Source organism: Pseudomonas sp. A-R-19, assembly GCF_019956575.1.
GTDB lineage: Bacteria > Pseudomonadota > Gammaproteobacteria > Pseudomonadales > Pseudomonadaceae > Aquipseudomonas.
The window spans coordinates 1-25,049 of sequence record NZ_JAHBDR010000077.1 but is presented as its reverse complement, the minus strand read 5'-3'; the positions used below and the strand labels follow the sequence as shown (position 1 = coordinate 25,049).

General features: G+C 59.6%; 18 protein-coding genes and 1 rRNA gene. 4 read left to right on the top strand and 15 right to left on the bottom strand.

The genetic code is table 11. From position 1 onward, the window contains the following. Nucleotides 1-140: 140 nt before the first annotated feature. The 7 genes from astE to KGA88_RS22165 all read right to left on the bottom strand — a co-directional run bounded on the left by astE (nt 141) and on the right by KGA88_RS22165 (nt 8,051). On the bottom strand, nt 141-1,151 hold the full coding sequence (gene astE / locus KGA88_RS22195) for a succinylglutamate desuccinylase (RefSeq protein WP_110662227.1): 1,011 nt from the start codon (nt 1,149-1,151) through the stop codon (nt 141-143). Between the two features lie 12 nt (nt 1,152-1,163). Beyond that, entirely contained in the window at nt 1,164-1,451 is a 288-nt protein-coding gene (locus KGA88_RS22190; RefSeq protein ID WP_108215213.1) for a topoisomerase II, read from the bottom strand. 61 nt (nt 1,452-1,512) lie between these two features. Continuing rightward, the gene (gene astB, locus KGA88_RS22185) at nt 1,513-2,859 is read right to left on the bottom strand and encodes an N-succinylarginine dihydrolase (protein ID WP_110662226.1); all 1,347 of its coding nucleotides are present in this window, start codon (nt 2,857-2,859) and stop codon (nt 1,513-1,515) included. Nucleotides 2,860-3,023: 164 nt separating this feature from the next. Continuing rightward, entirely contained in the window at nt 3,024-4,493 is a 1,470-nt protein-coding gene (astD, locus tag KGA88_RS22180; protein ID WP_223594307.1) for a succinylglutamate-semialdehyde dehydrogenase, read from the bottom strand. Next, nucleotides 4,490-5,515 (bottom strand): arginine N-succinyltransferase, encoded by a 1,026-nt coding sequence (gene astA, locus KGA88_RS22175; protein ID WP_110658819.1) that lies wholly within the window; start codon nt 5,513-5,515, stop codon nt 4,490-4,492. Before astA ends, astD begins: the two co-directional genes overlap by 4 nt. Nucleotides 5,516-5,585: 70 nt before the next feature. Then, a complete protein-coding gene (gene aruF, locus KGA88_RS22170) occupies nt 5,586-6,605 on the bottom strand; it encodes an arginine/ornithine succinyltransferase subunit alpha (RefSeq protein WP_110658821.1) in 1,020 nt (339 codons plus the stop codon). 225 nt (nt 6,606-6,830) lie between these two features. After that, complete coding sequence (locus KGA88_RS22165) at nt 6,831-8,051, bottom strand: aspartate aminotransferase family protein (RefSeq protein WP_110658823.1); 1,221 nt, start codon at nt 8,049-8,051, stop codon at nt 6,831-6,833. Nucleotides 8,052-8,361: 310 nt separating this feature from the next. Here KGA88_RS22165 and KGA88_RS22160 point away from each other — a divergent pair, with 310 nt between their 5' ends. Beyond that, a complete protein-coding gene (locus KGA88_RS22160) occupies nt 8,362-13,302 on the top strand; it encodes a dermonecrotic toxin domain-containing protein (protein ID WP_223594296.1) in 4,941 nt (1,646 codons plus the stop codon). A 12-nt stretch (nt 13,303-13,314) separates the two neighbouring features. Here the strand turns inward: KGA88_RS22160 and argR are convergent, their stop codons facing one another. From argR to acs, 7 genes are all read right to left on the bottom strand, one after another. After that, entirely contained in the window at nt 13,315-14,295 is a 981-nt protein-coding gene (gene argR / locus KGA88_RS22155; RefSeq protein WP_110658827.1) for a transcriptional regulator ArgR, read from the bottom strand. 249 nt (nt 14,296-14,544) lie between these two features. Continuing rightward, the gene (locus KGA88_RS22150; protein WP_110658829.1) at nt 14,545-15,309 is read right to left on the bottom strand and encodes an ABC transporter ATP-binding protein; all 765 of its coding nucleotides are present in this window, start codon (nt 15,307-15,309) and stop codon (nt 14,545-14,547) included. 27 nt (nt 15,310-15,336) lie between these two features. Beyond that, nucleotides 15,337-16,461: a M14 family metallopeptidase gene (locus KGA88_RS22145; RefSeq protein WP_110658831.1), complete on the bottom strand. Its 1,125-nt coding sequence runs from the start codon at nt 16,459-16,461 to the stop codon at nt 15,337-15,339. Nucleotide 16,462: 1 nt separating this feature from the next. After that, entirely contained in the window at nt 16,463-17,161 is a 699-nt protein-coding gene (locus KGA88_RS22140) for an ABC transporter permease (protein WP_110658833.1), read from the bottom strand. Further along, on the bottom strand, nt 17,158-17,847 hold the full coding sequence (locus KGA88_RS22135) for an ABC transporter permease (RefSeq protein ID WP_034151464.1): 690 nt from the start codon (nt 17,845-17,847) through the stop codon (nt 17,158-17,160). Before KGA88_RS22135 ends, KGA88_RS22140 begins: the two co-directional genes overlap by 4 nt. A gap of 91 nt (nt 17,848-17,938) precedes the next feature. Then, on the bottom strand, nt 17,939-18,715 hold the full coding sequence (locus KGA88_RS22130) for an ABC transporter substrate-binding protein (protein ID WP_103397762.1): 777 nt from the start codon (nt 18,713-18,715) through the stop codon (nt 17,939-17,941). A gap of 703 nt (nt 18,716-19,418) precedes the next feature. Further along, complete coding sequence (gene acs / locus KGA88_RS22125) at nt 19,419-21,374, bottom strand: acetate--CoA ligase (RefSeq protein WP_223594294.1); 1,956 nt, start codon at nt 21,372-21,374, stop codon at nt 19,419-19,421. A gap of 475 nt (nt 21,375-21,849) precedes the next feature. On the opposite strand from acs, the gene KGA88_RS22120 reads away from it, so the two are divergent. From KGA88_RS22120 to KGA88_RS22110, 3 genes are all read left to right on the top strand, one after another. Further along, nucleotides 21,850-22,113: a DUF2790 domain-containing protein gene (locus KGA88_RS22120; protein WP_110662288.1), complete on the top strand. Its 264-nt coding sequence runs from the start codon at nt 21,850-21,852 to the stop codon at nt 22,111-22,113. A gap of 191 nt (nt 22,114-22,304) precedes the next feature. After that, nucleotides 22,305-22,580, top strand: a complete 276-nt coding sequence (locus tag KGA88_RS22115; RefSeq protein WP_110662287.1) for a hypothetical protein — start codon at nt 22,305-22,307, stop codon at nt 22,578-22,580. 527 nt (nt 22,581-23,107) lie between these two features. Further along, a complete protein-coding gene (locus tag KGA88_RS22110) occupies nt 23,108-24,355 on the top strand; it encodes a ribonucleotide-diphosphate reductase subunit beta (protein ID WP_007978181.1) in 1,248 nt (415 codons plus the stop codon). 584 nt (nt 24,356-24,939) lie between these two features. On the opposite strand, the gene rrf is transcribed toward KGA88_RS22110, so the two are convergent. Continuing rightward, nucleotides 24,940-25,049 (bottom strand): 5S ribosomal RNA (gene rrf / locus KGA88_RS22105); the annotation flags it as partial.

The window sequence follows — 25,049 nt, the reverse complement described above, 5'->3', positions numbered from 1 at the left end:
CTAAGTGAGGTCTATGGCCTCACTCAAAACCAAATGTGGGAGCGGGCTTGCTCGCGAAAGCGGTGTAACAGTCACATCAATGCTGGATGTGCCACCGTCTTCGCGAGCAAGCCCGCTCCCACATTGGTTCTATGCTGGTGTCAGGCCAGGTTTTCGTCGGTGGTCGGTACGACCAGAATGCCGGCACGCAAGCCGTTCTTCACCTTGGGATTCGGGAAGATGATCCGGGCGCCCTCCTCCTCGATGATCCAGCGGGTATTGGCGATGTCTTCCGCCAGCAGGTAACCCACTTCCAGCTCGGAAAAATTCTCGATGTCCGCCGGCAGGTTCAGGCGGAAACTGTCGCTGTGCTTGATGATTTCCCGTGCCACGCTGTACAGCTGCAACCCGTCCAGTGCATCTTCCGTCAGTTCCGGTTCAGTGCCTTCGATGATCTGCTTGAGGCGCGCCTCCAGCAGCGAGACATTGACCCCGGCGTTCTGCCCGAACGGCCGCGCCTTGCCCAATTCCAGCGTAAAGGCCTCGGCACCGAGCTTGTCGTAGGTGTAGGAGCTGAACACGATGGACGGCTTGTTCTGCAGCAACACCGCTTCCATGCCGGCGGCGCGCAGACGCGCCAGTTCCTGACGCGAATGCTGGCGGCCTTCTTTCCACGGATACAAGGCGAACTGCTCGATTTTCGAGCCACGAATTGCCGTGTGCAGGTCGTAGTGCAACCGCTGACGGTCCGGCAGGCTGAAGAAGCTGGCGGCCAGACGCTCCAGTTCACAGGCGCGCAGGGCTTCGCAACCGCTGCTTTGTTCGTGACGGCCATTGAACAGCCGATTGACGTCCTGCTCGATAAAACGCTCGCCCTTGCGAATCGCTTCAGGATTGCCAAACAGGAACAGAATACGTGCGCGCGGCTTCAAGTCGCCGCGGGCGATGTCGTGCAACAGGCGATCGAGCAATTCGATCGGCGCTGTTTCATTGCCATGGATCCCCGCCGACAGCAGCAGGTCCAGGCCATTGTCACGCGCTTCAGGTGGCCGGACTTCCAGCGCACCTTCGCTCAACCAGCGCATGCGCACGCCTTCGACAGTCAGTTGAGTCTTCTCCGCCGGTTCGCGGCCGGCGAGGGTCAGTTCAAGCAGTTTGCCGAGGGCGAGCATAGAGCGGTTTCCTTAGTGATCGTGGTTGCAATCCGGGCCGTGAACGTGTTCCTCGTCGGTGAGGTCGGCAGGTTCCATCTCCAGTTGCAGACTTACCAGATTAGTCGCCAATGGGCGCAGCAGCAGGTTGGCGTATTCGGCATCGCCTTCTTCGACGTCCACGCCGATCAGCAACTGACCACGGCCGTCCTGCTGGATCCACAGCTCTTTGCCTTGCCACATGACCGCGACACGGGTGCAGGAAGTCTCCAGTTGCGTGCCGTCGGTGTCTTCAAGGATCAGCTGTAGGGTATCGCTCATGTCTTTACGCTCTCGTTTGAGATGAAGCGACGCGCTGCCATGCAAGGCAGCGCGCCGTCGATCAATTGATCTGGAATGGATAAACCGCGCCCAGTTTAAGGATTTGCGTCAGTTCATCCAGTGCCGTCCGGCACTCAAGCAGCAATTGCGGGTCCGCCAGATCGTTTTCGGTCATGCGGTCGCGGTAGTGCTTCTCGACCCATTCGGTCAGAGTGCCGTACAACGGTGCCGTCATGATAACCCCTGGGTTGACGGCCGCCAGTTCGGTTTCGTTGAGTGCGACGCGCAACCGCAGGCAAGCCGGGCCACCGCCGTTCTGCATGCTCTGCTTGAGATCGAAGACTTTCACTTCGCGGATCAGCCCGCCGGAGCTGGTCAAACCCTGCAGGTATTGCCAGACACGCTCGTTGCCACGGCATTCTTCCGGCACGATCAACAGCATGGAGCCGTCAGGACGCGACAGCAGTTGGCTATTGAACAGGTAGGAACGAACGGCGTCTTCCACGCTTACCGCGGAACGCGGTACGCAGACCGACTGAAATTTCCCACCGGCTTTGGCGAGTTTGCCCTGCAACTCGGCCAGCATCTTTTCGGTCTCGAGGAACGCGTCCTCGTGATAGAACAGCACTTCGCCGTTACCGACGGCGATCACGTCGTTGTGGAACACGCCCTGATCGATCACCGACGGGTTCTGCTGGGCGTAGACCACGCCGTCATCGCTCAAGCCGTGCAAACGGGCAACGGCCTGGGACGCTTCAAGGGTCTGACGCGCAGGGTACTTCTGTGGTGCCGGGTAGCGGGTGTCGAACGCGCTGCGGCCGAACACGAAGAACTCGACGCCGGCTTCGCCATACTCACGGCAGAAACGCGTGTGGTTGGCCGCGCCTTCGTCACCGAACTGCGCCACGGCCGGCAAGGCGGCGTGGTGGGCGAAGTGTTGCTGGTCAGCGAACATCGCCCCCAGCACGCGGCTGGTAGTCGGGTGTTCGATGCTGCGGTGATATTTGCAGTTGAGGTTGGCGGCGGTGAAATGCACGCGACCGTCAGCCGTGTCAGCGCTCGGGCTGACGGTAGCGGCGTTGGCCACCCACATGCTCGAGGCCGAGCAACTGGCCACCAGCAGCGGCATCGCGTCTTTGGCAGCGCGCTCGATCACTTGCGCGTCGGTACCGCCAAAGCCCAGGCGACGCAGTGCGGCCACATCCGGGCGCTCTTGCGGTGCCAGCACGCCTTGCTGGAAACCCATTTCCATCAGCGCTTTCATCTTCGCCAGGCCTTGCAGCGCAGCTTCCTTGGGGTTGGAAGACTGCTGGCTGTTGCTCTGGGACGCGACGTTGCCGTAGGACAGGCCGCCGTAGTTATGGGTCGGCCCCACTAGACCGTCAAAATTGACTTCATAGGATTTCATCAGCGAGGCTCCACGAATCTGTTTTTTATAGGCATCAGTAACAAAGGATTGGCGGCCGCTTCGCGACCGATCGCTGGCAAGCCAGCTCCTACAGGTTCAGCAGTGTTCACAAATTTTGTGTTCGACGCTGTCCTTGTGGGAGCGGGCTTGCCCGCGAATGGGCGTTACGCCATCTTCACGCCAGGCGTCAGGGCCGCAGGCATCACCAGGCTCGGCGTTTCCAGCGAAGCCACCGGGTACGCGCAGTAATCCGCCGCGTAGTAAGCGCTGGCGCGGTGGTTGCCCGAGGCGCCGACGCCGCCGAATGGCGCGCTGCTTGCCGCACCGGTCAGCTGCTTGTTCCAGTTGACGATGCCGGCCCGGCTTTCCAGCCAGAATTGCTGGTAACGCGCTTCGGAATCCGATAGCAGACCAGCGGCCAGACCGTAGGCGGTGGCGTTGGCTTCAGTGATCGCCGCTGCAAAATCAGCGTAGCGGATCACTTGCAGCAACGGGCCGAACAGCTCTTCGTCTGGACGATCGGCAACGGCGCTCACGTCCAGGATGCCCGGGGTCAGCAAGGCCGATTGAGCCTGAGGCTGAGTCATTTCCAGCAGCGCCACGGCGCCGTTGGCCAGCAGTTGTTCTTGCGCATCCATCAACGCTTTCGCAGCGCCAAGGGAAACCACCGAGCCCATGAACGGCGCCGGTTGTTGATCGAAAGCACCGACTTCGATAGTCGCGGTGACCGCCACCAGGCGCGCCAGCAACGAATCGCCCCAGGCACCCTGCGGCACCAGCAAGCGGCGGGCACAGGTGCAGCGCTGGCCGGCGGAGATGAAGGCCGACTGAATGATGGTGTACACCGCGGCATCGAGATCGGCGACCTGATCGACCACCAGCGGGTTGTTACCGCCCATCTCCAGCGCGAGGATCTTGTCCGGACGACCGGCGAACTGCTGGTGCAGATGATTGCCAGTGCGGCTGGAACCGGTGAAGAACAGCCCGTCGATACCCGGGTTCGCCGCCAGGGCGATGCCGGTTTCGCGAGCGCCTTGCAGCAGGTTCAACACGCCCGCTGGCAGACCGGCTTCGATCCAGCACTTGACCGTCAGTTCGGCGACTTTCGGCGTCAGCTCGCTCGGTTTGAACAGCACGCTGTTACCCGCCAGCAGGGCCGGTACGATGTGGCCGTTCGGCAGGTGACCCGGGAAATTGTAAGGACCGAACACAGCAACCACGCCATGGGGTTTGTGACGCAATACGGCGGTGGCATCGCCCAGCGGGCCGCTCTTCTCGCCGGTACGTTCGCGGTAGCTCTGCACCGAGATGGCGATCTTGTTGACCATGCTGGTGACTTCGGTCGCCGCTTCCCACAGGGGTTTGCCGGTTTCTTCGCCGATGGTATGAGCCAGTTCGTCCGCATGATTCTTCAACGCGGCGGCAAAGGCTTCCAGCACCGAGATACGCTCTTCCAGGGTACGCCGCGCCCAGTCCGGGAACGCCTGACGTGCCGCTTGTACGGCCGACTCGACCTGAGCGGTGGTGGCGCCAGCGCCGGACCACAGCACTTGCTGGGTCACCGGGTTCAGCGACTCGAAGACTTCGCCCTGCCCGGCCAGCCATTCACCTGCGATGTAAAGCGACTTCATTATTTCGACTCCCGAGCTGCGGACAACGCCACGGCGCGCACTTGATCGCCAGCGTTGAGTTGAAGACGTTTGGCGGTCTGCGGATCGACCACCAGGGTGCCGGCGGCCAGACGTGCTGGCGCAGCAGTGATGCGGCAGTCTTCGCGCTTGCGGTTGTGGATGATGAATGGCGTGGCGTCGTCACCCGGAGTGCCGACGGCCAGCACCAGTGCCTGGCTGTCACGCACGGCGCGGATCTTGCCGGTTTCGCACTCGATCGCAGGACCTGCGTCGAAAATGTCGACGTAGCCCTGGTAGCTGAACCCTTCGCTCTTGAGCATGGCCAGTGCCGGCTCGGTGTCCGGGTGCACCTGGCCGATGACGTTGCGCGCATCCGGCGACAGGAAGCAGGTGTACAGCGGGAATTTCGGCATCAGTTCGGCGATGAACGCCTTGTTGCCCACACCGGTCAGGTAGTCGGCCTGGCTGAACTCCATCTTGAAGAAGTGCCGGCCCAGGCTTTCCCAGAACGGCGAGCGCCCGGCTTCGTCGGAAACGCCGCGCATTTCGGCAATGATCTTGTTACCGAACAACTGCGGGAATTCGGCGATGAACAGCATCCGCGCCTTGGACAGCATGCGGCCATTGAGGCCACTGCGATAATCGGCATGCAGGAACAGCGAGCACAGCTCGGAGTTGCCGGTCAGGTCGTTGGCCAGGAACAGCGTCGGGATTTCGCGATAGATGTTCAGCTCTTGCGAAGCGCTGACCGTCAGGCCGACCCGGAAGTTGTACCAGGGCTCACGCAGGCCGACGGCGCCGGCAATGGCGGAAATGCCCACCACGCGAGCGTCGTCATCTTCGAGCACGAACAGGTAGTCCGCATCGCCCCGCCCGGCTTCGCCGCGAAAGGTCTTCTCGGCCCAGCCGACCCGATGGGCCAGACGCTCTTCGTTGGCCGGCAAGGTAGTCAGGCCGGTGCCGGTGCTGCGGGCCAGGTCGATCAGAGCGGGTAAATCGCTGCTGCGTACGGGACGAACGATCATGCTATCTCCTCAAACGGGCCGCTTGCGCCACCCGTGAAACTTCGCTGCTTTCTAGGCATCAATTGCGACGTTAAACCGCCACCAGGCGCACGCTGGCACCCTCGCCGACGCCCAGGGCTTCGGCCGCTTCCAGGTCCAGGGTCACTGGTTTACCCGGTGCGTAATCGAGCTCGAGCATCACTGCGCGGTAATCCTGCAACTGGGCATTGGCCACCAGATACTGGCGACCGACACCTTTGACCGGCTCGCCGATCTTCACCGGCACCACACGGCTCTGGGCGATCGAACGGATCCCCGAGACGCGGGCATGCAGGGTCGGGCCGCCGTCGAAGATGTCGATGTAGTGATCGGTCTCGAAGCCTTCGCGCATCAGGATGTCGAAGGTGATCTGCGCCCGCGGGTGCACCTGGCCCATCGCTTCTTGCGCGGAGTCCGGCAGCAGGGGCACGTAGATCGGGTAATGCGGCATCAGTTCGGCGAGAAACGTCCGGCTCTTCAGGCCGCACAGACGCTCTGCTTCGGCGTAGTTGAGGTCGAAGAAGTTGCGACCGATGGCATCCCAGAATGGCGAGTCGCCGTTTTCATCGCTGTAACCGACGATCTCGGTCACCACGGAATCGGCAAAACGCTCCGGATGGCTGGCCACGAACAGCAAACGGCCACGGGAATTGAGTTCCGACCACGGCGAACCCACCAGGTCGCGCTGCACGTAGAAACTGGTCAGCAAGCTGTTGCCGGTCAGGTCGTGGCACTGCGAGAGCACGTGGATCTTGTTGTGAATCTTCAGCTCGCGCGAAGCGTGCACGAAGGTTTCGTTGCGAAAGCTGTAGAACGGTTCGGAGTAACCGGCCGACGCCACGATGGCCGAGCAACCGACCAGCTTGCCGGTGGTACTGTCCTCGAGGACGAAAAAGTAACTTTCCTCACCGTTGAAGCTCACTTCGGCGGCGAACGAGGCTTCGCTTGCCGCGATCTTGTCGCTCAGGCGCTCAACGTCATCCGGCAAGGAAGTGACACCAATCGGACTGTCCGCAGCCAGACGCTGTACCTCGCCCAGATCAGCCATTTGCGCGGGGCGCATCACCAGCATGGTGTCACTCCTTTCTCGTAAAACTCTTATAGGAAAAAACACCGGGTTCACCCTGAAACACCCCTTGTAGGAGCCGGCTTGCTGGCGATGGCGGCAGGTTGATCGCCGCAAGGCTTTCGGGCCTCATCGCCAGCAAGCCGGCTCCTACAGGTGTGGTGAGTCAGAGCGGATCCGGCATACAAAATTGGGTTCGACACCCGAAAAACTCGGGCGTCGAAGGGACTATCAAGCTTGCGTCAGTTTTGCTGCGGCACGTTCGAAGCGGTCCAGACCGGCATCGATATCGGCGTCTTCCACCACCAGGCTCGGGGCGAAACGCACCACGTCCGGGCCGGCTTGCAGGACCATCAGGCCTTCTTGCTCAGCGGCGTTGAAGATGTCCTTGGCCTTGCCTTTCCAGGCATCGCTCAACACACAACCGATCAACAGGCCCATGCCACGAACCTTGGTGAACAGGCCGTACTTCTCGCCGATCTGCTCAAGGCGCGCCTTGAACTTGTCGTGCTTGGCGTTGACGCCGGCCAGCACCTCAGGGGTGTTGATCACGTCGATCACGGCTTCCGCGACAGCACACGCCAGCGGGTTGCCGCCGTAAGTGGTGCCGTGGGTGCCGACGACCAGGTGCTTGGCCAGGTCTTCGGTGGTCAGCATCGCCGCGATCGGGAAACCACCGCCCAGGCTCTTGGCACTGGTCAGGATGTCCGGAGTCACGCCGTAATGCTGGTAGGCGAACAGGTGGCCGGTACGGCCCATGCCGGTTTGCACTTCGTCGAAGATCAGCAGCGCGTTGTGCGCGGTGCAGAGCTCGCGGGCACCTTGCAGGTATTCCAGCTCAGCCGGGATCACACCGCTTTCGCCCTGGATCGGTTCCAGCACCACGGCGCAAGTCTTGTCGGAAATGGCGGCTTTCAGTGCGGCCAGATCGTTGTACGGCACGTGGGTGATGCCGGTGATTTTCGGACCGAAGCCGTCGGAGTACTTCGACTGGCCACCGACGTTCACGGTGAACAGGGTACGGCCGTGGAAGCTGTTGAGCGCGGCGATGATCTCGTACTTCTCGCTGCCGAAACGGTCGAAACCGACACGACGGGCCAGCTTGAAGGCGGCCTCGTTGGCTTCGGCGCCGGAGTTGCAGAAGAAGGCGCGGTCGGCAAAGGTGGCGTCGACCAGCTTGTGCGCCAGGCGCAGGGCCGGCTCATTGGTGAACACGTTGGACACGTGCCACAGCTTGTTCGCCTGCTCGGTCAAGGCACCCACCAGCGCCGGATGTGCGTGGCCCAATACGTTAACGGCAATCCCGCCGGCGAAGTCGATCAGCTCGCGACCGGACTGGTCCCAAACGCGGGAGCCAGCGCCACGCACAGGAATGAATGCGGCAGGCGCATAGTTGGGAACCATTACCTGATCGAAATCGGCGCGTTGTACCGCAGCGTGCTCAACGGACATCGGAGTCTCCTGAAGAGAAAACACTCGCCTGAAACTGGCGAGCTTGGTGAGGATTGTAAGGACAGTTTTCAGCCCGGCCTTGCCGCCAAGCGACAACTTCTTATAGCGCAAACCCCGGATTTTCCCGGGTTTACGGCAATGCGACATATAGGGTCGCAAAGGCGCAGTTTAACTGGCGGCTGGCGTTTGCGGCAGGTCGCTGTGCTGTAACCGATGCCGATTCAATGAATGCGGTAGATATGTACCGCGTGTCGTCTGCGTTTACGGGTTTTCCTGACGGTCTCTCAACCGCGATGGTGGACCTATCCGCATGAACACCGAAAATCCCGACATCCCCGAGACCTTCAGGCCCGACGCGCATTATCAGCATCTGATGAACGTCATTCCCCCCTGGCTTCGTCAATCGACGCCACAACGGCGCGAAGCGCTGAGCAGCATCAAGCCAGGGTTGCCCACCCGCTTGAGGGATATATCTGAAGATCAGCGCGCCGAACTCGGCCAACTCATTAGCTTGCAGACGACAAGCCAGAACCAGGTTGATCTGGCACTGGCGAATCTGCTGAACCCCGCAGCCTTCGCCGAACCCATGCTCAAGGGCGCACTCAAGACACGTTTCGGCCTGGAAGCGGACGTCAGTAACATCTTTGTGCGTCTTTACATTCCCGCGCACATACCCTGGTTGCGCCTGAAGTCCGGGGCCGCACGCACCTGGACCGTATCGCTGCTGGATGCCGCGTTGCACAACTTCGAAAGCGCCGAAACCGAAGCCGACGCCTTTGAGTCCGCCTCGACTTACATCTCGGCGCCCTCTTCCACCGGACAGTTCAGTACCCTGCCCCTGATTCTGGAAAAGATGCCCATCGCGGCGTTCACCCGGCTTTGCCGCGAGCTCGACATTGGCGAGCGCTATAAAAGTTACCTGGAAGACAATCTGGGCATCAGCAACCCGGTGGCCGCGGCGATCCTGCAACCGAAAATTCGCGAAAGCCAAAAAACCGCGCTGACCGCTGCCCTGCATATGGCGCAGATGCAAAACCTGCTGGCCAGCGACGTACATCAGTTGCTCACCGCTGCGCACGGACAATCCTGGAAACCTCATGAACTGACCATCATGAATGCCCGCCTGACCGGCATCGTGCTGTTCGCCCCGGAACTGGAGCGCGCCCGCGAAGCGGTGCGGGTAGTGGCCTGGATTCCTGACGACCCCGAGCATCCAATCAAGGAATACCCCTCATCGGCGGCATTCGCCGAGGAACTGAGCCAGCGATTGCGGGAGCCCGACTACCAACAGTTTTTCAGTCGTTTTATCAATCATGAAGACCGCGGTTACTTCTTCGCCGAGCTGAACAACCGGCTCGACCCCATCACCTGGCAACCGGTCCCGCCTGGCGATCCACGGCCGACCTGGAGAGAAAGCCCCAACCAGCGCCCCGATCTGCAAATGGCAGTCATACCGATCGGAGGCGACCTGTGGGTTCATCTCTATCAACGCAAACTCGACAAGATCCTCAATGATGCCCGCGTCATCGCAGTGTCGACGGCCACGGTCGACCGCAAGGCCCGATGGGCTTTATGGGACTCCTTCACGGAAATCGCTTCGGCACTGCTGAACATCGCCGCCTTCATCGCTTTGCCGTTTGTACCCTTTCTTGGCGAGCTGATGCTGGCTTACATTGCCTATCAGCTGGTTGAGGAGACATTCGAAGGTGTTGTCGACTGGGCAGAAGGCCTGACCAGCGAAGCCTTCGAGCATTTCATGGGGATGGTTGAATCTGCAGTGCAACTGGGCACTTTTGCGGCAGGAGGCGCGATTGCCGCCAACGAGTTTCGCGCGGTCCTGCCCCGGGAAGTCGTGCAATTCATCGACCGCTTCAACTCGGTGAAACGCCCCGATGGCCAAACCCGCTATTGGAAACCCGATCTGACGTTTTACGAACAAAGCGTCGCGATTGCCAAAGACGCGAAACCCGACGCGACGGGACTGCACGCCCATCAAGGCAAAACCCTGCTGACGCTGGAAAACAGCCTTTACTCAGTGACCGAAGATCCACTGACCGGGCACCATCACATCCAGCATCCCACTCGTCCCGAAGCTTACCAGCCGGCCCTGAGGCATAACGGCAATGGGGCCTGGCAAACCGAACTCGACCAGCCGCTGACCTGGGACCAGGCCACCCTGCTGCGACGCATCGGTCCGGACATGCAGCGTTTTTCGCCGACCGAGCGCGAGCGCATCCTCAGCATCAGCGGCTGCCACGAAAACGCTTTGCGCAAGATGCATGTCAACACTGAACAGGTACCGCCACTGCTGGCCGACACACTCAAACGCTTCAAGATCGATCAGGACCTGCAGATTTTCATCGAGAGAATCGGCAGCGAACGTCCAGAGCAATACCTGCAGGCCGATCCGGTCATGCAACTGGAGTTGCTGTGCGACTACGGTGACTGGCCAGCGGACAAGGGGCTGCGGCTGCTCGATGCAACGGGAAACACCGTCTGGGAGCGCGTCATTGATAACCCGGTCGTGGTGCAGATCAATCAAGCGCAACTGGACGATGGCGACCTGATCAAAACCCTGCTGCACCACCTCGACAAATCTGACGCAAGATCATTGCGCCGCAATCTGGCAACGCTCGCCGCAGAGAAACGGGAAATGCTCTTCAGTGAGCGCTACCGCAAAATCGAACAAGGTGCGCGCGCCTTGGTCCAGCGCATTATCGACAGCGAACCCGGCTTGCCAACCAGCCTCGCCGAAGCGCTGCTCGACAGCGCCAGCGCCGAGGAACGCCAGCTACTGGAGCGTGGAACTTTGTCCAAACGCCTCACTGAACTGGCACAGGAGGCCGGTTTGCAGGTGCGCGTCTCTCGCGCTTATGAAGGGTTCGACCTGCATTCGACGCGCAACAACCTCGACACCGATCGCCTGGCGCTGCACACGCTGGAACGCCTGCCTGGCTGGTCGGGGCAACTGCGCCTGGAAATCCGCCAATACACGCACACCGGACCGCTGATCGACAGCATTGGCGAGCCGGACGCGCCCTTGCGCAAGGTGCTGGTGTTGACCGATGAAGGGGCTTATCAGGCCTACGATGACGCCGGTGAACAGCTCAGCAGCACCGACTCGCTTTATGCCAGTCTGTTGCAAGCACTGCCCGACAGCGAGCGAATCGCCCTGAACATCAACATCGGCGAGGGCGAAAAGCTCAAGCAGATGATTCGCACCCACGCCCTCACTCGCGAAGCATTGCGTATGCTGCTGGCGCAGCAAACGACTCTCAAGCCAGCCTACGATCCGGCGGTGATGCGTTTGCTCGGCGGGCTCGATGGTTACCAACGGATGCCGACCAATATCCCTTCATTACAAAACCACATCCATCGGATGTTTCCCCATTTGAATGCAGAGGAACTCGAGGCCTTTGCCGCACGATTGCAACGAAGTCCCGGCGGACCGCGCGTAGAACTCCAGCGCCTGTTTAATCAACACACGCAATTGTTTGACGAATTGAGCGTCTGGCGCGATGAGATCCCGCTGTATGTTCCGGGCACGCAGACCCGGTTGACGGTCGAACAAATCGTCAGTCAACGGCATGCACGCCGGCAATTCATAGCCCGGTTGCTCGACTGCTGGCGGCGTCAGGCCACCTACGACAGCGCCCATGGCGAACCGGTTTCCTTTGAGTTTTCCCCGCCGATTTTTGGCGAGCTGCCAAGGCTGAACGTCGATTTCCCTCAGGTGCGCAGTGTGATGCTTGAAGGCCATCGTGCCACCCGCGGTGTGAATGATTTCCTGAGAGGGTTTTCCGGGCTCAACCGCCTGGCACTACGCAACTTCGAACTGGGTCAGTTACCGGAGGCCATTGCACAATGGCCACAACTCGAAGCACTTATCCTCAGCGACTGCGCCGTGACCCTCACAGAGCAGAGTCGCACCACCCTTTCGGCCCTGAGCCGATTGAGCGCGCTCGACCTGTACAAAAACCCGCTCGGCCTGTGCCCGTCCCTGGAGAACATGCCGTACCTCAACTACGTCGATCTTTCCGGCACCGAACTGTCCGAGCTGCCTCCCGGCCTGTTGACGCGACCACGCCTGCGGACCGCCCTGCTCAATAACAACCGGATCGAGGAACTACCCCCCGCGCTGTTCAAGTTGCCCGGCAAAACTCAAGAAGGTTTCGATCTGGGTGGCAATCCCGTTTCCTCCGCCGACCGCGAACGGATAAAGATCCATTTCAATCAGACCGGTCGCGACTTTGGCATCTTTGCCGAACAGGCCGACATCCAGCGTTTGCAAAGGCTCTACCCGCTACTGGATCAGGAAGAGGCCAGCGCATTCATCTATCGCCTGCCTGGAACCCTGGCCGAGGGTCGAATCGAAATAACGCGCCTGGAAACCGAGTACGACACCCTTCGTACCGTACTGGCCGCCTGGACCGCCGACATCCCCGCGCTGCACCCGGACACCGGTGAACCCTTTACCCCGCAGCAATTGTTGGTCGAACACGCCACCCGTGATGAATTCAAACAACTGGTGGAGCGCTGCTGGCGTCGAGAGACCGAGCTGGACGATCTCAATCAGCAACTTGACCCCAACTTCGAGCTAGCGCTGACCACCATCATCACCGGCGAACTGCCTGAACTGCATGCGGACTTCAGCCACGTCTCACTGCTGTACATGCACAGCGACGCCGGGCTGACCAGCGGTGTCGAGGGTTTTCTGCGGAGTTTTCCTCAGCTGAAGCACCTGACCATCCGCGAATACGCCTTGCACCAGATACCTGAGGCCGTATTCACCATGGGCAAGCTGACTTCACTGTCGCTGAGCGAGTGCGACATCACCCTGAACACACAATCGGTGCTGGCGCTGGCCCAACTGGATCGCCTCGACTACCTCGACCTGAGCAACAATCCGCTGGGGCTGACTCCCGATGTCAGTCAGATGCCGAACATGTCGTCACTGCATCTGTCTCGCACGGGAATCACTGAACTGCCGCCAGGCCTGCTGAAGCTGACGAGCCTGGATGTCGCTGACCTGAACAACAACGCTATCAGTCACATCCCCGGCGACATTCTCGAGCTGCCCCTGGAAATTGCAGAAAGCATCAACCTCAGGGGCAATCCGCTGGATGCGCAAAGCGTGCAGACACTGATCGCCTACTTCAAAAAAACCAGCACCGATTTTGGCGTCGAAGCCGTGATCGAACAGGCTGAATTGGAAGTATCGACCTCAGGGGATTCCGAACCGGACGAATAACCGGCAACTGACTCAGCCGCGTTCCGGCGGCACCGATGACAATTCGAACGGGCTACTGCTGCGCCGCTGGTTACGATCTTCCCGCGGCGTTGCACCGAAGAAGTTGCGATAGGCGCTGGAGAAATGCGGCCCCGAGGAGAAACCGCAGGACAAGCCGATCTGGATGATCGACTTGCTGGTTTGCATCAACATCTGCCGGGCCTTGTTCAGGCGCAGCTCCAGGTAGTACTGGCTCGGCACACGGTTGAGGTATTGCTTGAAGATGCGCTCCAGCTGCCGACGGGACACGCACACATGCTGGGCGATCTCGTCGGTGGTCAGCGGCTCTTCGATGTTGGCCTCCATCAGCAGCACGGCCTGGGTGAGCTTCGGATGGCTGGAGCCGAGGCGATTCTGCAACGGAATGCGCTGGCGCTCACCGCCCTCGCGGATACGCTCGACCACCAGTTCTTCGGATACCGCACCGGCCAGTTCGGCACCGTGGTCACGGGCCAGCACTGCCAGCAACAAGTCGAGCACCGACATGCCGCCGCACGCGGTCAGGCGATCGCGATCCCAGTCGAACAGATGACTGGTGGCGATCACCTTCGGAAAGCGCTCGGCGAAATCGTCCTGCCAACGCCAATGCACAGCCGCGCGATAACCATCGAGCAAACCCAGCTGTGCCAGCGGGTAAACACCGGCCGACAGTCCGCCGATCACGCAACCGGAACGCACCAGCTGTTTGAGCGCACTGCTGAGCGCCGGCGCCAGAGCGGTCGGTGGTTCGTCAGCGAGCAGGAACAGTTTCTGGAAGTTTTCGAGCTTGCCGGTCCACGCCTCACCCGGCAATTGCCAGGCGCTTTCGCTCGGTGGTTCTGCCTGCAGGAATGACAGCTCGTAAACCACGTCCGGATGCACACGCTGGGCAACACGCAAGGCCTCCTCAGCCAGCGCAAGCGTCAGTGCTTTAGTGCTGGGCCAAATCAGGAAACCAATTCGATGGGCAGTCATGGGCGAGCGATCCGAAGCGAAGAACAGTGATGAAGGCATGGGCCAATGCTAGCCCGTAAATGAACGCAAATCTCAAAACCGGCAGAGATCAAACCTGTAGGAGCCAGCTTGCTGGCGATAGCGATGGGTCAGTATGCATATCTTTCACAGACATACCGCCATCGCCAGCAAGCCGGCTCCTACAAGGAATCGGGGCCAGCCGTTAAGTTGCGAAGCATGCACTATCGCGGTGCACAACGGCAGTTCTGATTACTTCAGGCTACCCGAGAGGAATTGCTGCAGACGCTCGGATTGCGGGTTCACCAGCACTTCGCGCGGGTCGCCGCTTTCTTCAACCACACCTTTGTGCAGGAACACCAACTGGTTCGACACTTCACGGGCGAAGCCCATTTCGTGGGTCACCACCACCATGGTCCGGCCTTCCTGGGCCAGGGCCTGCATGACTTTCAACACGTCGCCAACCAGCTCCGGGTCGAGGGCCGAGGTCGGTTCGTCGAACAGCATCACTTCCGGTTCCATCGCCAGCGCACGGGCAATCGCCACGCGCTGCTGCTCGCCGCCGGACATGTGGCCAGGGTAAGCGTCCTTGCGATGGGCCACGCCGACCTTGTTCAAGTAGTGCTCGGCCTTTTCGCGCGCTTCGGCCTTGGATACGCCGAGCACATGCACCGGCGCCTCCATGATGTTTTCCAACGCGGTCATGTGCGACCACAGGTTGAAATGCTGGAACACCATCGACAGCCGCGAACGCATGCGTTGCAGCTGTTTCGGGTCGGCCGCCTTCAGCGCGCCGTCCTTGTTCGCCACCAGCTTCAACTCTTCGTTATTGAGCAGGATCTTGCCCGCGTGCGGCTGTTCCAGCAGGTTGATGCAGCGCAGGAAAGTACTTTTGCCGGAGCCACTGGAGCCGATGATGCTGATCACATCGCCGGCTGCCGCTTTCAGGGACACGCCCTTGAGCACTTCGTGACTGCCATAGCGTTTATGCAGGTCTTGGACTTCAAGTTTGTACATGCGGTCGGTTCTCACAAAAACAGTCAGTCAGTCGTTGAGCAAGCGCCCGTGACGCAGCGCTTCGCGCCCCGCCACCTTGGCCAGCCAGAAACCGGGTTGGGCATAACGCAGCCGTTCAATGGCAAACAGCACCCCGGACGTACCAGCACACACCGTGCTGACCCGATCCGCCAACGGATCGATCACTTCAAAAATCTCGTCGCCAGCTTCAACCCATTCACCGGGTCTGCGCAGGAAACTCACCACACCCGGGTGTGGTGCCAACAACAACTCGGTGCCTTCGAACGGCATGCCTTCGCAAGGATCTTGCGCAGGTTTTGGCCATTCACCGCCGATCAAGCCTTGCTCGGCGAGGAACGCCAGAATGCCTTCGGCGTGGGCGCACGCTTGCTCGCGACCGGTGTCGGCCTGACCACCCAGTTCAATGGTAGTCGCCAGGCAGGCCAGCGGAATCCGGGCATCCGGGAATAGACGCGACAGACGCAACCACGGCAACGAACAGGCTTCGTCGAACGAACTGCCGCCGGAATCTTCGGCCAGCAACCCCACCCGCACGTTCAGGTGCGCAGCCAGCGAACGCCACTGTGGCCAGTGTTGCGGCAAGGCGTACAGGTGCAGCGCCGCCTCGGCATCGCAATGCAGATCCAGCACCACATCGGCGGTGCAGGCGTGACTGAGCAGAACGCGCTGCATACCCTGCAACTGGCTGCTCGCCTCTGGCAAAGCGGCCAGGTGATCGGCCATCGCCTGACGGATCAGGCGAATGTTGGCGTGCGGATCATCACCAAGGCTTTCTGCCAATGCAGCCGCAACCGGTGCGCTCAGCTCGACGAAATCGCGGTTGAAGTTCTTGCCGCTGCCCGCCTCGAAACGCCCTTGATGATTGCCCTGCAGCAGTTGACCGAGGCCCAGTGGATTGGCCACCGGCACCAGTTCGATCACACCGTTGAGCAAGCCTTGGGCTTCGAGTTCGGCCAGGCGCTTTTTCAGCTCGAAGGCTGTGCGCATGCCCGGCAGCTCATCGGCGTGCAGGCTGGCCTGGATGTAGGCCTTGCGCCCGCCACTGCGCTCCCTATTGCCGAAACAGAACACCGAAATATGGCGCTCGCTGCCCAGGTGGCTCCACGGCAAAACATGATCGATACGTTCCATATCAGTGCTTCCGCGGGGCCAGGTAGCCCAGCCAGCGGCGTTCGGCCATCTTGAACAGCTTCACCAGGATGAAGGTCAGGCACAGGTAGAACACGCCGGCAGTGATGTACGCCTCGAACGGCAGGTAGAACTGGGCGTTGACCGTGCGCGCGGCACCGGTGATATCGATCAGGGTCACGATGGACGCCAGACTGGTGGTCTGCAGCATCATGATCACTTCGTTGCTGTACTGCGGCAGCGCACGGCGCAGGGCCGACGGCAGCAGGATGCGCTTGTACATCTTGTAGCGCGACATGCCCATGGCCTTGGCCGCTTCGATCTCACCGGCCGGCGTGGCCCGCAGGCTGCCGGCGATGATTTCGGCGGTGTAGGCGCTGGTGTTGATCGCGAACGCCAGGCACGCACAGAACGTTGCGCTGGACAGCCACGGCCAGAGGAAGCTTTCACGAACCGCCTCGAATTGCGCCAGACCGTAGTAGATCAGGAACAGCTGCACCAGCATCGGCGTACCGCGGATCACATAGGTGTAGAGCCACGCCGACATGTTGACGGCCGCGTTCTTCGAGACACGCATCAGCCCCAGGGGCAATGCACACAGCAGGCCGAAGAACAGCGACAGCGCGAGCAGTTTGAGGGTGGTCACCAGGCCGCCGAAGTACAGCGGCAAGGCCTCCCAAATGACGTTGTAGTCGAAGATCATAGATCAGCCGCCCTTACGCCTACCGAGTAGCGCTTCTCAAGGTGACGCAATGCCAGCAACGACACACTGGTGATCACCAGGTACATCGCCGCCACTGCGAGGAAGAAGGTGAAAGGTTCGCGGGTGGCATCGGCCGCCTGCTTGGCCTTGAACATCATGTCTTGCAGACCCACCACCGAAATCAGCGCGGTGGCCTTGGTCAGAACCAGCCAGTTGTTGGTAAAACCCGGAATCGCCAGACGAATCATCTGCGGCACCAACACCCGGAAGAACACCTGGAAACTGCTCATGCCGTAGGCCATGCCGGCTTCGGCCTGACCTTTGGGGATCGCCATGAAGGCGCCACGGAAGGTTTCCGACAGGTACGCACCGAAGATGAAGCCCAGGGTGCCGATACCGGCGGCCAACGGGTTCAGGTCGATGTAATCGTCAAAACCGAGCAGCGGTGCGACGCGATTGAGCAGGTCCTGGCCGCCGTAGAAAATCAGCAGGATCAGCACCAGGTCGGGAATACCGCGGATCACCGTGGAGTACAGATCGCCCAGCCAGGCCAGCCAGCGTACCGGCGACAGACGCAGTGCCACGCCGATCAGGCCCAGAACAATGGCCAGGGCCATGGACGACAAGGCGAGCTGAAGCGTCAACCAAGCGCCATCGAGGATGACAGCCCCGTAGCCTTTCAACATGATTCAGGTCCTCGAAAGTTGGGATGAAAAAATGGCGCAAACCTCAGAGATCCTGTTGCTTGCGCCATTTCGGACTTGTCGCTTGGACGTGTTACTTGCCGTAGATATCGAAGGCGAAGTATTTGTCCTGGATTTGCTTGTATTTGCCGTTCTCGCGAATGGCGGCGATGGCTGCGTTGAGCTTGTCCAGCTCAGCTTTGTCACCCTTGCGAACCGCGATGCCTACGCCGTCGCCGAAGTATTTGACGTCGGTGAACGCAGGGCCGACGAATGCGAAACCTTTACCGGCGTCGGTTTTCAGGAAACCGTCATCCAGAAGCGTAGCGTCTGCCACGGTACCGTCGAGGCGGCCGGCGGCCACGTCGAGGTAAATTTCGTTCTGCGAACCGTATGGCTTGATCTCGGCACCCAGCGGGGCCAGGACTTCGCGGGCGAAACGCTCGTGGATCGAACCACGTTGCACGCCGATGTTCTTGCCCTTGAGCTCGGTCAGGCCTTCGCTGACCTGGGTGCCGGCCTTCATGACCAGGCGAGCCGGGGTGTTGTAGTACTTGTTGGTGAAGTCCACGGACTTCTTGCGATCTTCAGTGATCGACATGGACGACAGGATCGCGTCGATCTTGCGCACTTTCAGTGCCGGGATCAGACCGTCGAACTCTTGCTCGACCCATACGCACTTGACCTTCATCTCTTCGCACAAAGCGTTGCCGATGTCGTAGTCGAAACCAACGATGCTGCCGTCCGGTGCCTTGGAAGCGAACGGAGGGTAAGCCGCCTCGATACCAATTTTCAGAGGTTTTTCATCGGCGAAGGTTGGCAGGGACAGCACGGACAGTGCCAGGGCGCCAAGCAGCACGAGTTTCTTCATCTTGGGACTCCATCGGTAAAGGGCAAAAACGGCAGAGTGAGCAACAGCCCAATATGCGAATGAGTGGAACCAGAAAGCAGTGCTGCGTCCTAGGAAGCGGGTGTTGAAATTCAACACGGGCAACGACGAGCGAGTGATCGGCATTCTAACGACAGGCCCGAGGCCGATATTTCTTCAATGCGACAACTAATTACAGAAGCACCGAGAAAGCCGTTTTAGCGCGTTGACAGCCCTGCAAAATCATGCAAGAGCAAAAGACATTGAACCGATCTATGTTGCAAATTGCGGGCCTATTATTGGCAAACCCTTCTAATCCGGCAAGCGTAGCGTGGAGTCTTATTTTTCAGCCGTGGTTTTCAGGGCCGGATACAGGGCCTGGCGTTTCCCAATACCCCGTATTGATACGATGCGGTTACACATTCAGTAACCTGAAAGATCGCGGGTAACAGTAGGAAAACACCGACAGCGGAACCCGATAATTATTGGTAGATGTTGCTTCGACGCATGGCAGATCGCCTTCGCGAGCAAGCCCGCTCCCACACTGATTTTGTGTGGACTACACAATGTGCATCCACTGGAGACCCCCTGTGGGAGCGGGCTTGCCCGCGAAGAGGCCAGCCCAGCCAACACAAAAACCCCAGGCACAAAAAAGCCCTGCCAGGCCCAACACCTGACAGGGCTTTCAGTGACTCACTCCCGCCGTTTAAGCGACATTCATGGTCTTGTGCGTATCAATCAAATGCTGCACCACACCCGGGTCAGCCAGGGTGGAGATATCACCCAACCCATCATATTCAGCAGTAGCAATCTTGCGCAGAATCCGCCGCATGATCTTGCCTGAACGGGTCTTCGGCAGCCCCGGTGCCCACTGGATGACATCCGGCGAAGCAATCGGACCGATCTCTTTGCGCACCCAGTTTTTCAGTTCCAGGCGCAGTTGCTCGTTCGGCTCTTCACCATTTTTCAGGGTGACGTAGACATAAATGCCCTGCCCCTTGATGTCGTGCGGCACACCGACCACAGCGGCTTCGGCGACTTTCGGGTGCGCGACCATCGCGCTTTCGATCTCGGCGGTGCCCATGCGGTGGCCGGACACGTTGAGCACGTCGTCCACGCGACCGGTGATCCAGTAGTAACCATCGGCGTCGCGACGGGCGCCGTCACCGGTGAAGTACATGCCACGGAAGGTCTTGAAGTAAGTATCGACGAAGCGGTCATGGTCGCCAAACAGCGTACGCGCCTGGCCTGGCCACGAATCGAGAATCACCAGGTTGCCCTCGGCCTCGCCTTCGACGATGTTACCCAGGTTGTCCACCAGTGCCGGCACCACGCCGAAGAACGGACGCGCCGCAGAGCCTGGCTTGAGCGCGTGAGCGCCCGGTAGAGGGCTCATCATGTTGCCGCCAGTTTCGGTCTGCCACCAGGTGTCGACGATCGGGCAGCGCGACTTGCCGACATTCTTGTAGTACCAGTCCCAGGCTTCCGGGTTGATCGGCTCGCCAACCGAACCGAGCAGGCGCAGGCTGCTGCCATCGGCACCTTCAACCGCAGCAGTACCCGAGGCCATCATGGCGCGGATCGCGGTCGGTGCGGTGTAGAGGATGTTGACCTTGTGCTTGTCGACGATCTTCGCCACCCGGGTGATGTCCGGGTAGTTCGGCACGCCTTCGAACAGCAGCGTGGTCGCGCCGTTGGCCAGCGGGCCGTAGACGATGTAACTGTGACCGGTGACCCAGCCGACGTCGGCGGTGCACCAGTAGATCTCACCCGGGCGGTAGTCGAACACGCGCTCGTGGGTCATGGCTGCATACAGCAGGTAGCCGCCAGTGGTGTGCTGCACGCCCTTCGGCTTGCCGGTGGAGCCTGAGGTGTAAAGGATGAACAGCGCTTCTTCGGCGCCCATCTCTTTCGGCGCGCAAACGGTGCCGGCCACTTTCATCAGGTCCTCGAACCAGATGTCGCGATGCTGGTTCCACTTGATGTCGCCACCGGTGCGCTGGCACACGATGACTTTCTGGATGCTGCTGGTTTCCGGGTTGGTCAGTGCGTCGTCGACGTTGGCCTTGAGCGGGATTTTCTTGCCGGCACGAATGCCTTCGTCGGCGGTGATCACCACTTTGGATTTGCAGTCGATGATGCGACCGGCCAGGGCTTCTGGCGAGAAGCCGCCGAACACCACGGAGTGAATCGCGCCGATCCGGGTACAAGCCAGCATGGCGACCACGGCTTCGGGGATCATCGGCATATAGATAGTCACCACGTCGCCGCGGTGCACATCCTGGCCACGCAGGGCGTTGGCGAACTTGCAGACTTGCTCGTGCAGTTCGCGGTAGGTGATGTTGCGGCTTTCGGCAGGGTCATCGCCCTCCCAGATGATCGCCACTTGATCGCCGCGCTCGGCCAGATGACGGTCGAGGCAGTTGTAGGAAACGTTCAAGGTGCCGTCGGCGAACCATTTGATGTCGACATGGTGATCGTCGAAGGAGGTCTGTTTCACCGTGGTGAAAGGCTTGATCCAGTCGAGGCGCTTGGCTTGCTCGCGCCAGAAGCCGTCCGGGTTGACGACCGACTGCTGGTACATGGCCTTGTAGGTCGCCTCGTCGGTCAGCGTATTGGCCAGAACCTCGGGACGAACGGGATACAGGGAAGCCGCACTCATCTTTCTTACCTCGGTGGAATAGTTGTTTTTGTATGGCCCAGTTGTAGCCGGGCCGGGCCTATAGAACCATTCGACGATGGTAGTAACAAGCCCCTACAAACTGTCGTGAAAATCCCTATGAAGCCAGTGCCGCCGCGGCTCCTGTGGGAGCGAGCCTGCTCGCGATGGTCGTCAACGATAACGCGCCCAAATCTGACACCCCGCGGTGCTCTCTGGCTCATCGCGAGCAAGCTCGCTCCTACAAAAGAACAGGCTATTCAGGGATTGTTACAGGATCTGTCAAAAGTGTTTATCAAATCCACGGCTATATGGACGAGGCGCACACACCTAAAATCAGCCACGCCGACAAGGCAACCTGATTAACCAAGTTGCAGCCCCCACGAAGGCAGTTAATCAAACACCCTGGTACTGAAGTTCCACACGCAATCCCAAAAGGATTGCGTGCCCCCTCCCGACCTCTAAAAGGTAAATCCGAATGAAAGCTTTATTAGTTCTGGCCCTCAGCAGCGTGTGCCTTACCGCCATGGCCGGCGAGGTCCCGACTGATGTCGCGAAGCAACAACCGGCAATAGAGGAATACACTTACTCCACCCATCTGGACATCGCCAAAGTTATCTCGATGAGCGAAGCGCCGAACGTTTGTGAAGTTGTGCCGATGACAATGGAATACGAAGACTCCCATGGCCAACGACATATCCTGCGCTACAGCATGATGGGCAATGGCTGCTCTAACGGCTGATCTCCTGCTTCACCCCCTCCCCCAAAAAGGTTCGACCCACCCGCCACATTCAGGCAGGTGAAACGCCGACGCAATATGATCTATTAAGTAGATCGTTTTAAGCATTTATTTGCGCTTTTTAATCGAATTTGTCGGCGTAGAATCAACTGCAACCCAAGACAAACAACGCCTGCGAAACTGGAGCAACGACCATGAAAACCCAACTGATCCTCGCCCTGACCCTTTCCGTCCTGGCTGCCAACACCTTCGCCGCCGATGGTTACGACCGCACCGGCTCGGCCGCTTACACCACTGAAGCTGCTGTCGCTTCCGACGGTTACGACCACACCGGCTCAGCATCCTTCGCGGCCGATGGTGCCGATCACGTCGGTGCTGGCAAACTGGCCTCCGACGGCTCTGACCACACCGGTGCCGCCCGCCTCGCCGCCGATGGTGCCGATCACGTCGGTGCCACTCGCCTGAGCTGATCCACGAGCGTGACTTCACAGCCCGACTTCGGTCGGGCTTAGTTGTGTCTGGAGCCTGAGAAAACCCCGCCGAAACACAAGATGTAGTGAAAAAAGCCTTTTTTGGTTATTTATTGAACAAAAATAATCAGGGGCAAAAATTTAAGAAAAAAAATCTTCTCCCGCCAACCTCGTCCAAAGCCCTGTAAACCCTCGCTCTGACCGAAAAACGGTCGCCGTCGACCGATCCGTGAGCCATTTCGCCGCACCACAGCACGCAAAACTTCCCTATAATGCGGCCTTAAACGGGCCTGTAATATCCCCTTACAGGGATGAAAAGCCAGTCTGAAGCCCCGCACAAGCGTTTGCCGCTTGCTGCGCCCATCAGTGGCTCTCGGAACCCCGTACAAAATTCTGTTTGATGCCTGCGTATAGCTGCTGCAAAAAACGATTCCTTTAGATCCACCGCGGCCAGTAAGGCCGTGTGAAAAACCAACCTATCCATTTTCACACGGGCACTCTGGCCCTCACGCAGGAGACGACACGTCATGCTGAGCTGGGACGAATTCGACAAAGAAGACACGGAAGTAGCAGTCAAGAGCGCCAACGCTGGCCACGCCACCGAAGCCAACATGGACCGTCTCGACAGCGCCGGCGGTGCCGCCGCCCTGGAAGCCCGTGCCGTGACCGCTGCTGACTCCGCCGCCGTTGCCCGTGCCAAAGCCGCCCTGGACTCCCTCGACGTCGCTGAAGGCCTCGCCGAACTCGAAGGCGCCTCCGCCCGTGTCGCCGTTGACGAAAAGCGCATGATCAACTGCCGCGCCGACCTCAACCAGCTCGTACCCTTCAAGTACGACTGGGCCTGGCAGAAGTACCTGGACGGCTGCGCAAACCACTGGATGCCGCAAGAAGTCAACATGACCGCCGACATCGCCCTCTGGAAAAACCCGGAAGGCCTGACCGACGACGAGCGCCGCATCGTGATGCGCAACCTCGGCTTCTTCTCCACCGCCGACTCCCTGGTTGCCAACAACCTGGTGCTGGCCGTGTACCGCCTGATCACCAACCCGGAATGCCGCCAGTACATCCTGCGCCAGGCCTTCGAAGAGGCGATCCACACCCACGCCTACCAGTACTGCATCGAATCGCTGGCCATGGATGAAGGCGAAATCTTCAACATGTACCACGAGATCCCATCGGTCGCGAAAAAAGCCACCTGGGGCCTGAAATACACCCGCTCGATCTCCGATCCGAAGTTCGAAACCGGCACCGTCGAAACCGACAAAGAGCTGCTGCGCAACCTGATCGCCTACTACTGCGTCCTGGAAGGCATCTTCTTCTACTGCGGCTTCACCCAGATCCTCTCCATGGGCCGCCGCAACAAAATGACCGGCGTCGCCGAGCAGTTCCAATACATCCTGCGCGACGAATCCATGCACCTGAACTTCGGCATCGATGTGATCAACCAGATCAAAATCGAAAACCCGCACCTGTGGGATGCCGAGATGAAGGAAGAAGCTTCGCAGATGATCCTGCAAGGTACCCAACTGGAAATCGAATACGCTCGTGACACCATGCCTCGCGGCGTACTGGGCATGAACGCGGCGATGATGGAGGACTACCTCAAGTTCATCGCCAACCGTCGTCTGAGCCAGATCGGCTTGAAAGAAGAGTACCCAGGAACGACTAACCCGTTCCCTTGGATGAGCGAGATCATGGACTTGAAGAAAGAGAAGAACTTCTTTGAGACTCGGGTTATTGAGTACCAGACTGGTGGGGCGTTGAGCTGGGATTGATTCCCTGGCTCCTGATTTTCAGCCAGCGTTAGACTGTTTTCAGCAACGCTGGCCTGCTCCTAAGCAATAGATGTAAAAAGCCACCTAAGCCCAAAGGCAAAGGTGGCTTTTTTGTGGGCGCAATTTGAAGCGCACATTGAATCCAGTAAGCGCCCAGCAATCTCCCCCCACCTTGATCCTTAGGCAGCACAGCGCTGGCCTCTCAGCCCTGACGCAGCAGAAACAAAGCATCGGGCTGAATACCTACAAGAAGCTGCATCAGGCATATGGATCATGCTCATAATCGCCAACGCGTCCATTGCTGCCATCGGTGATACCAGCGCAACCCCGTCCAGGCGGTTGCCGTGAAGCACCGCTGAGGGACGTCGCGCCCGGCATAAAGGCTTACTTGGAGAATACTATTTCGATTGACCCTGTATTGCTCGCGAAGGTCGTCAATGATGACGCGGGTTGTCTGGGGTAACGCGGTGCCCTGAAGTTCTTCGCGAGCAGGCTCGCTCCTACAGGGAACAGCGTTCGAGGTGTACAGAGGCGCAAAAACAAAACCCCTACCTGCATACGCAGATAGGGGTTTCGGAATTTAATCTTGACGATGACCTACTCTCACATGGGGAAACCCCACACTACCATCGGCGATGCATCGTTTCACTGCTGAGTTCGGGATGGGATCAGGTGGTTCCAACGCTCTATGGTC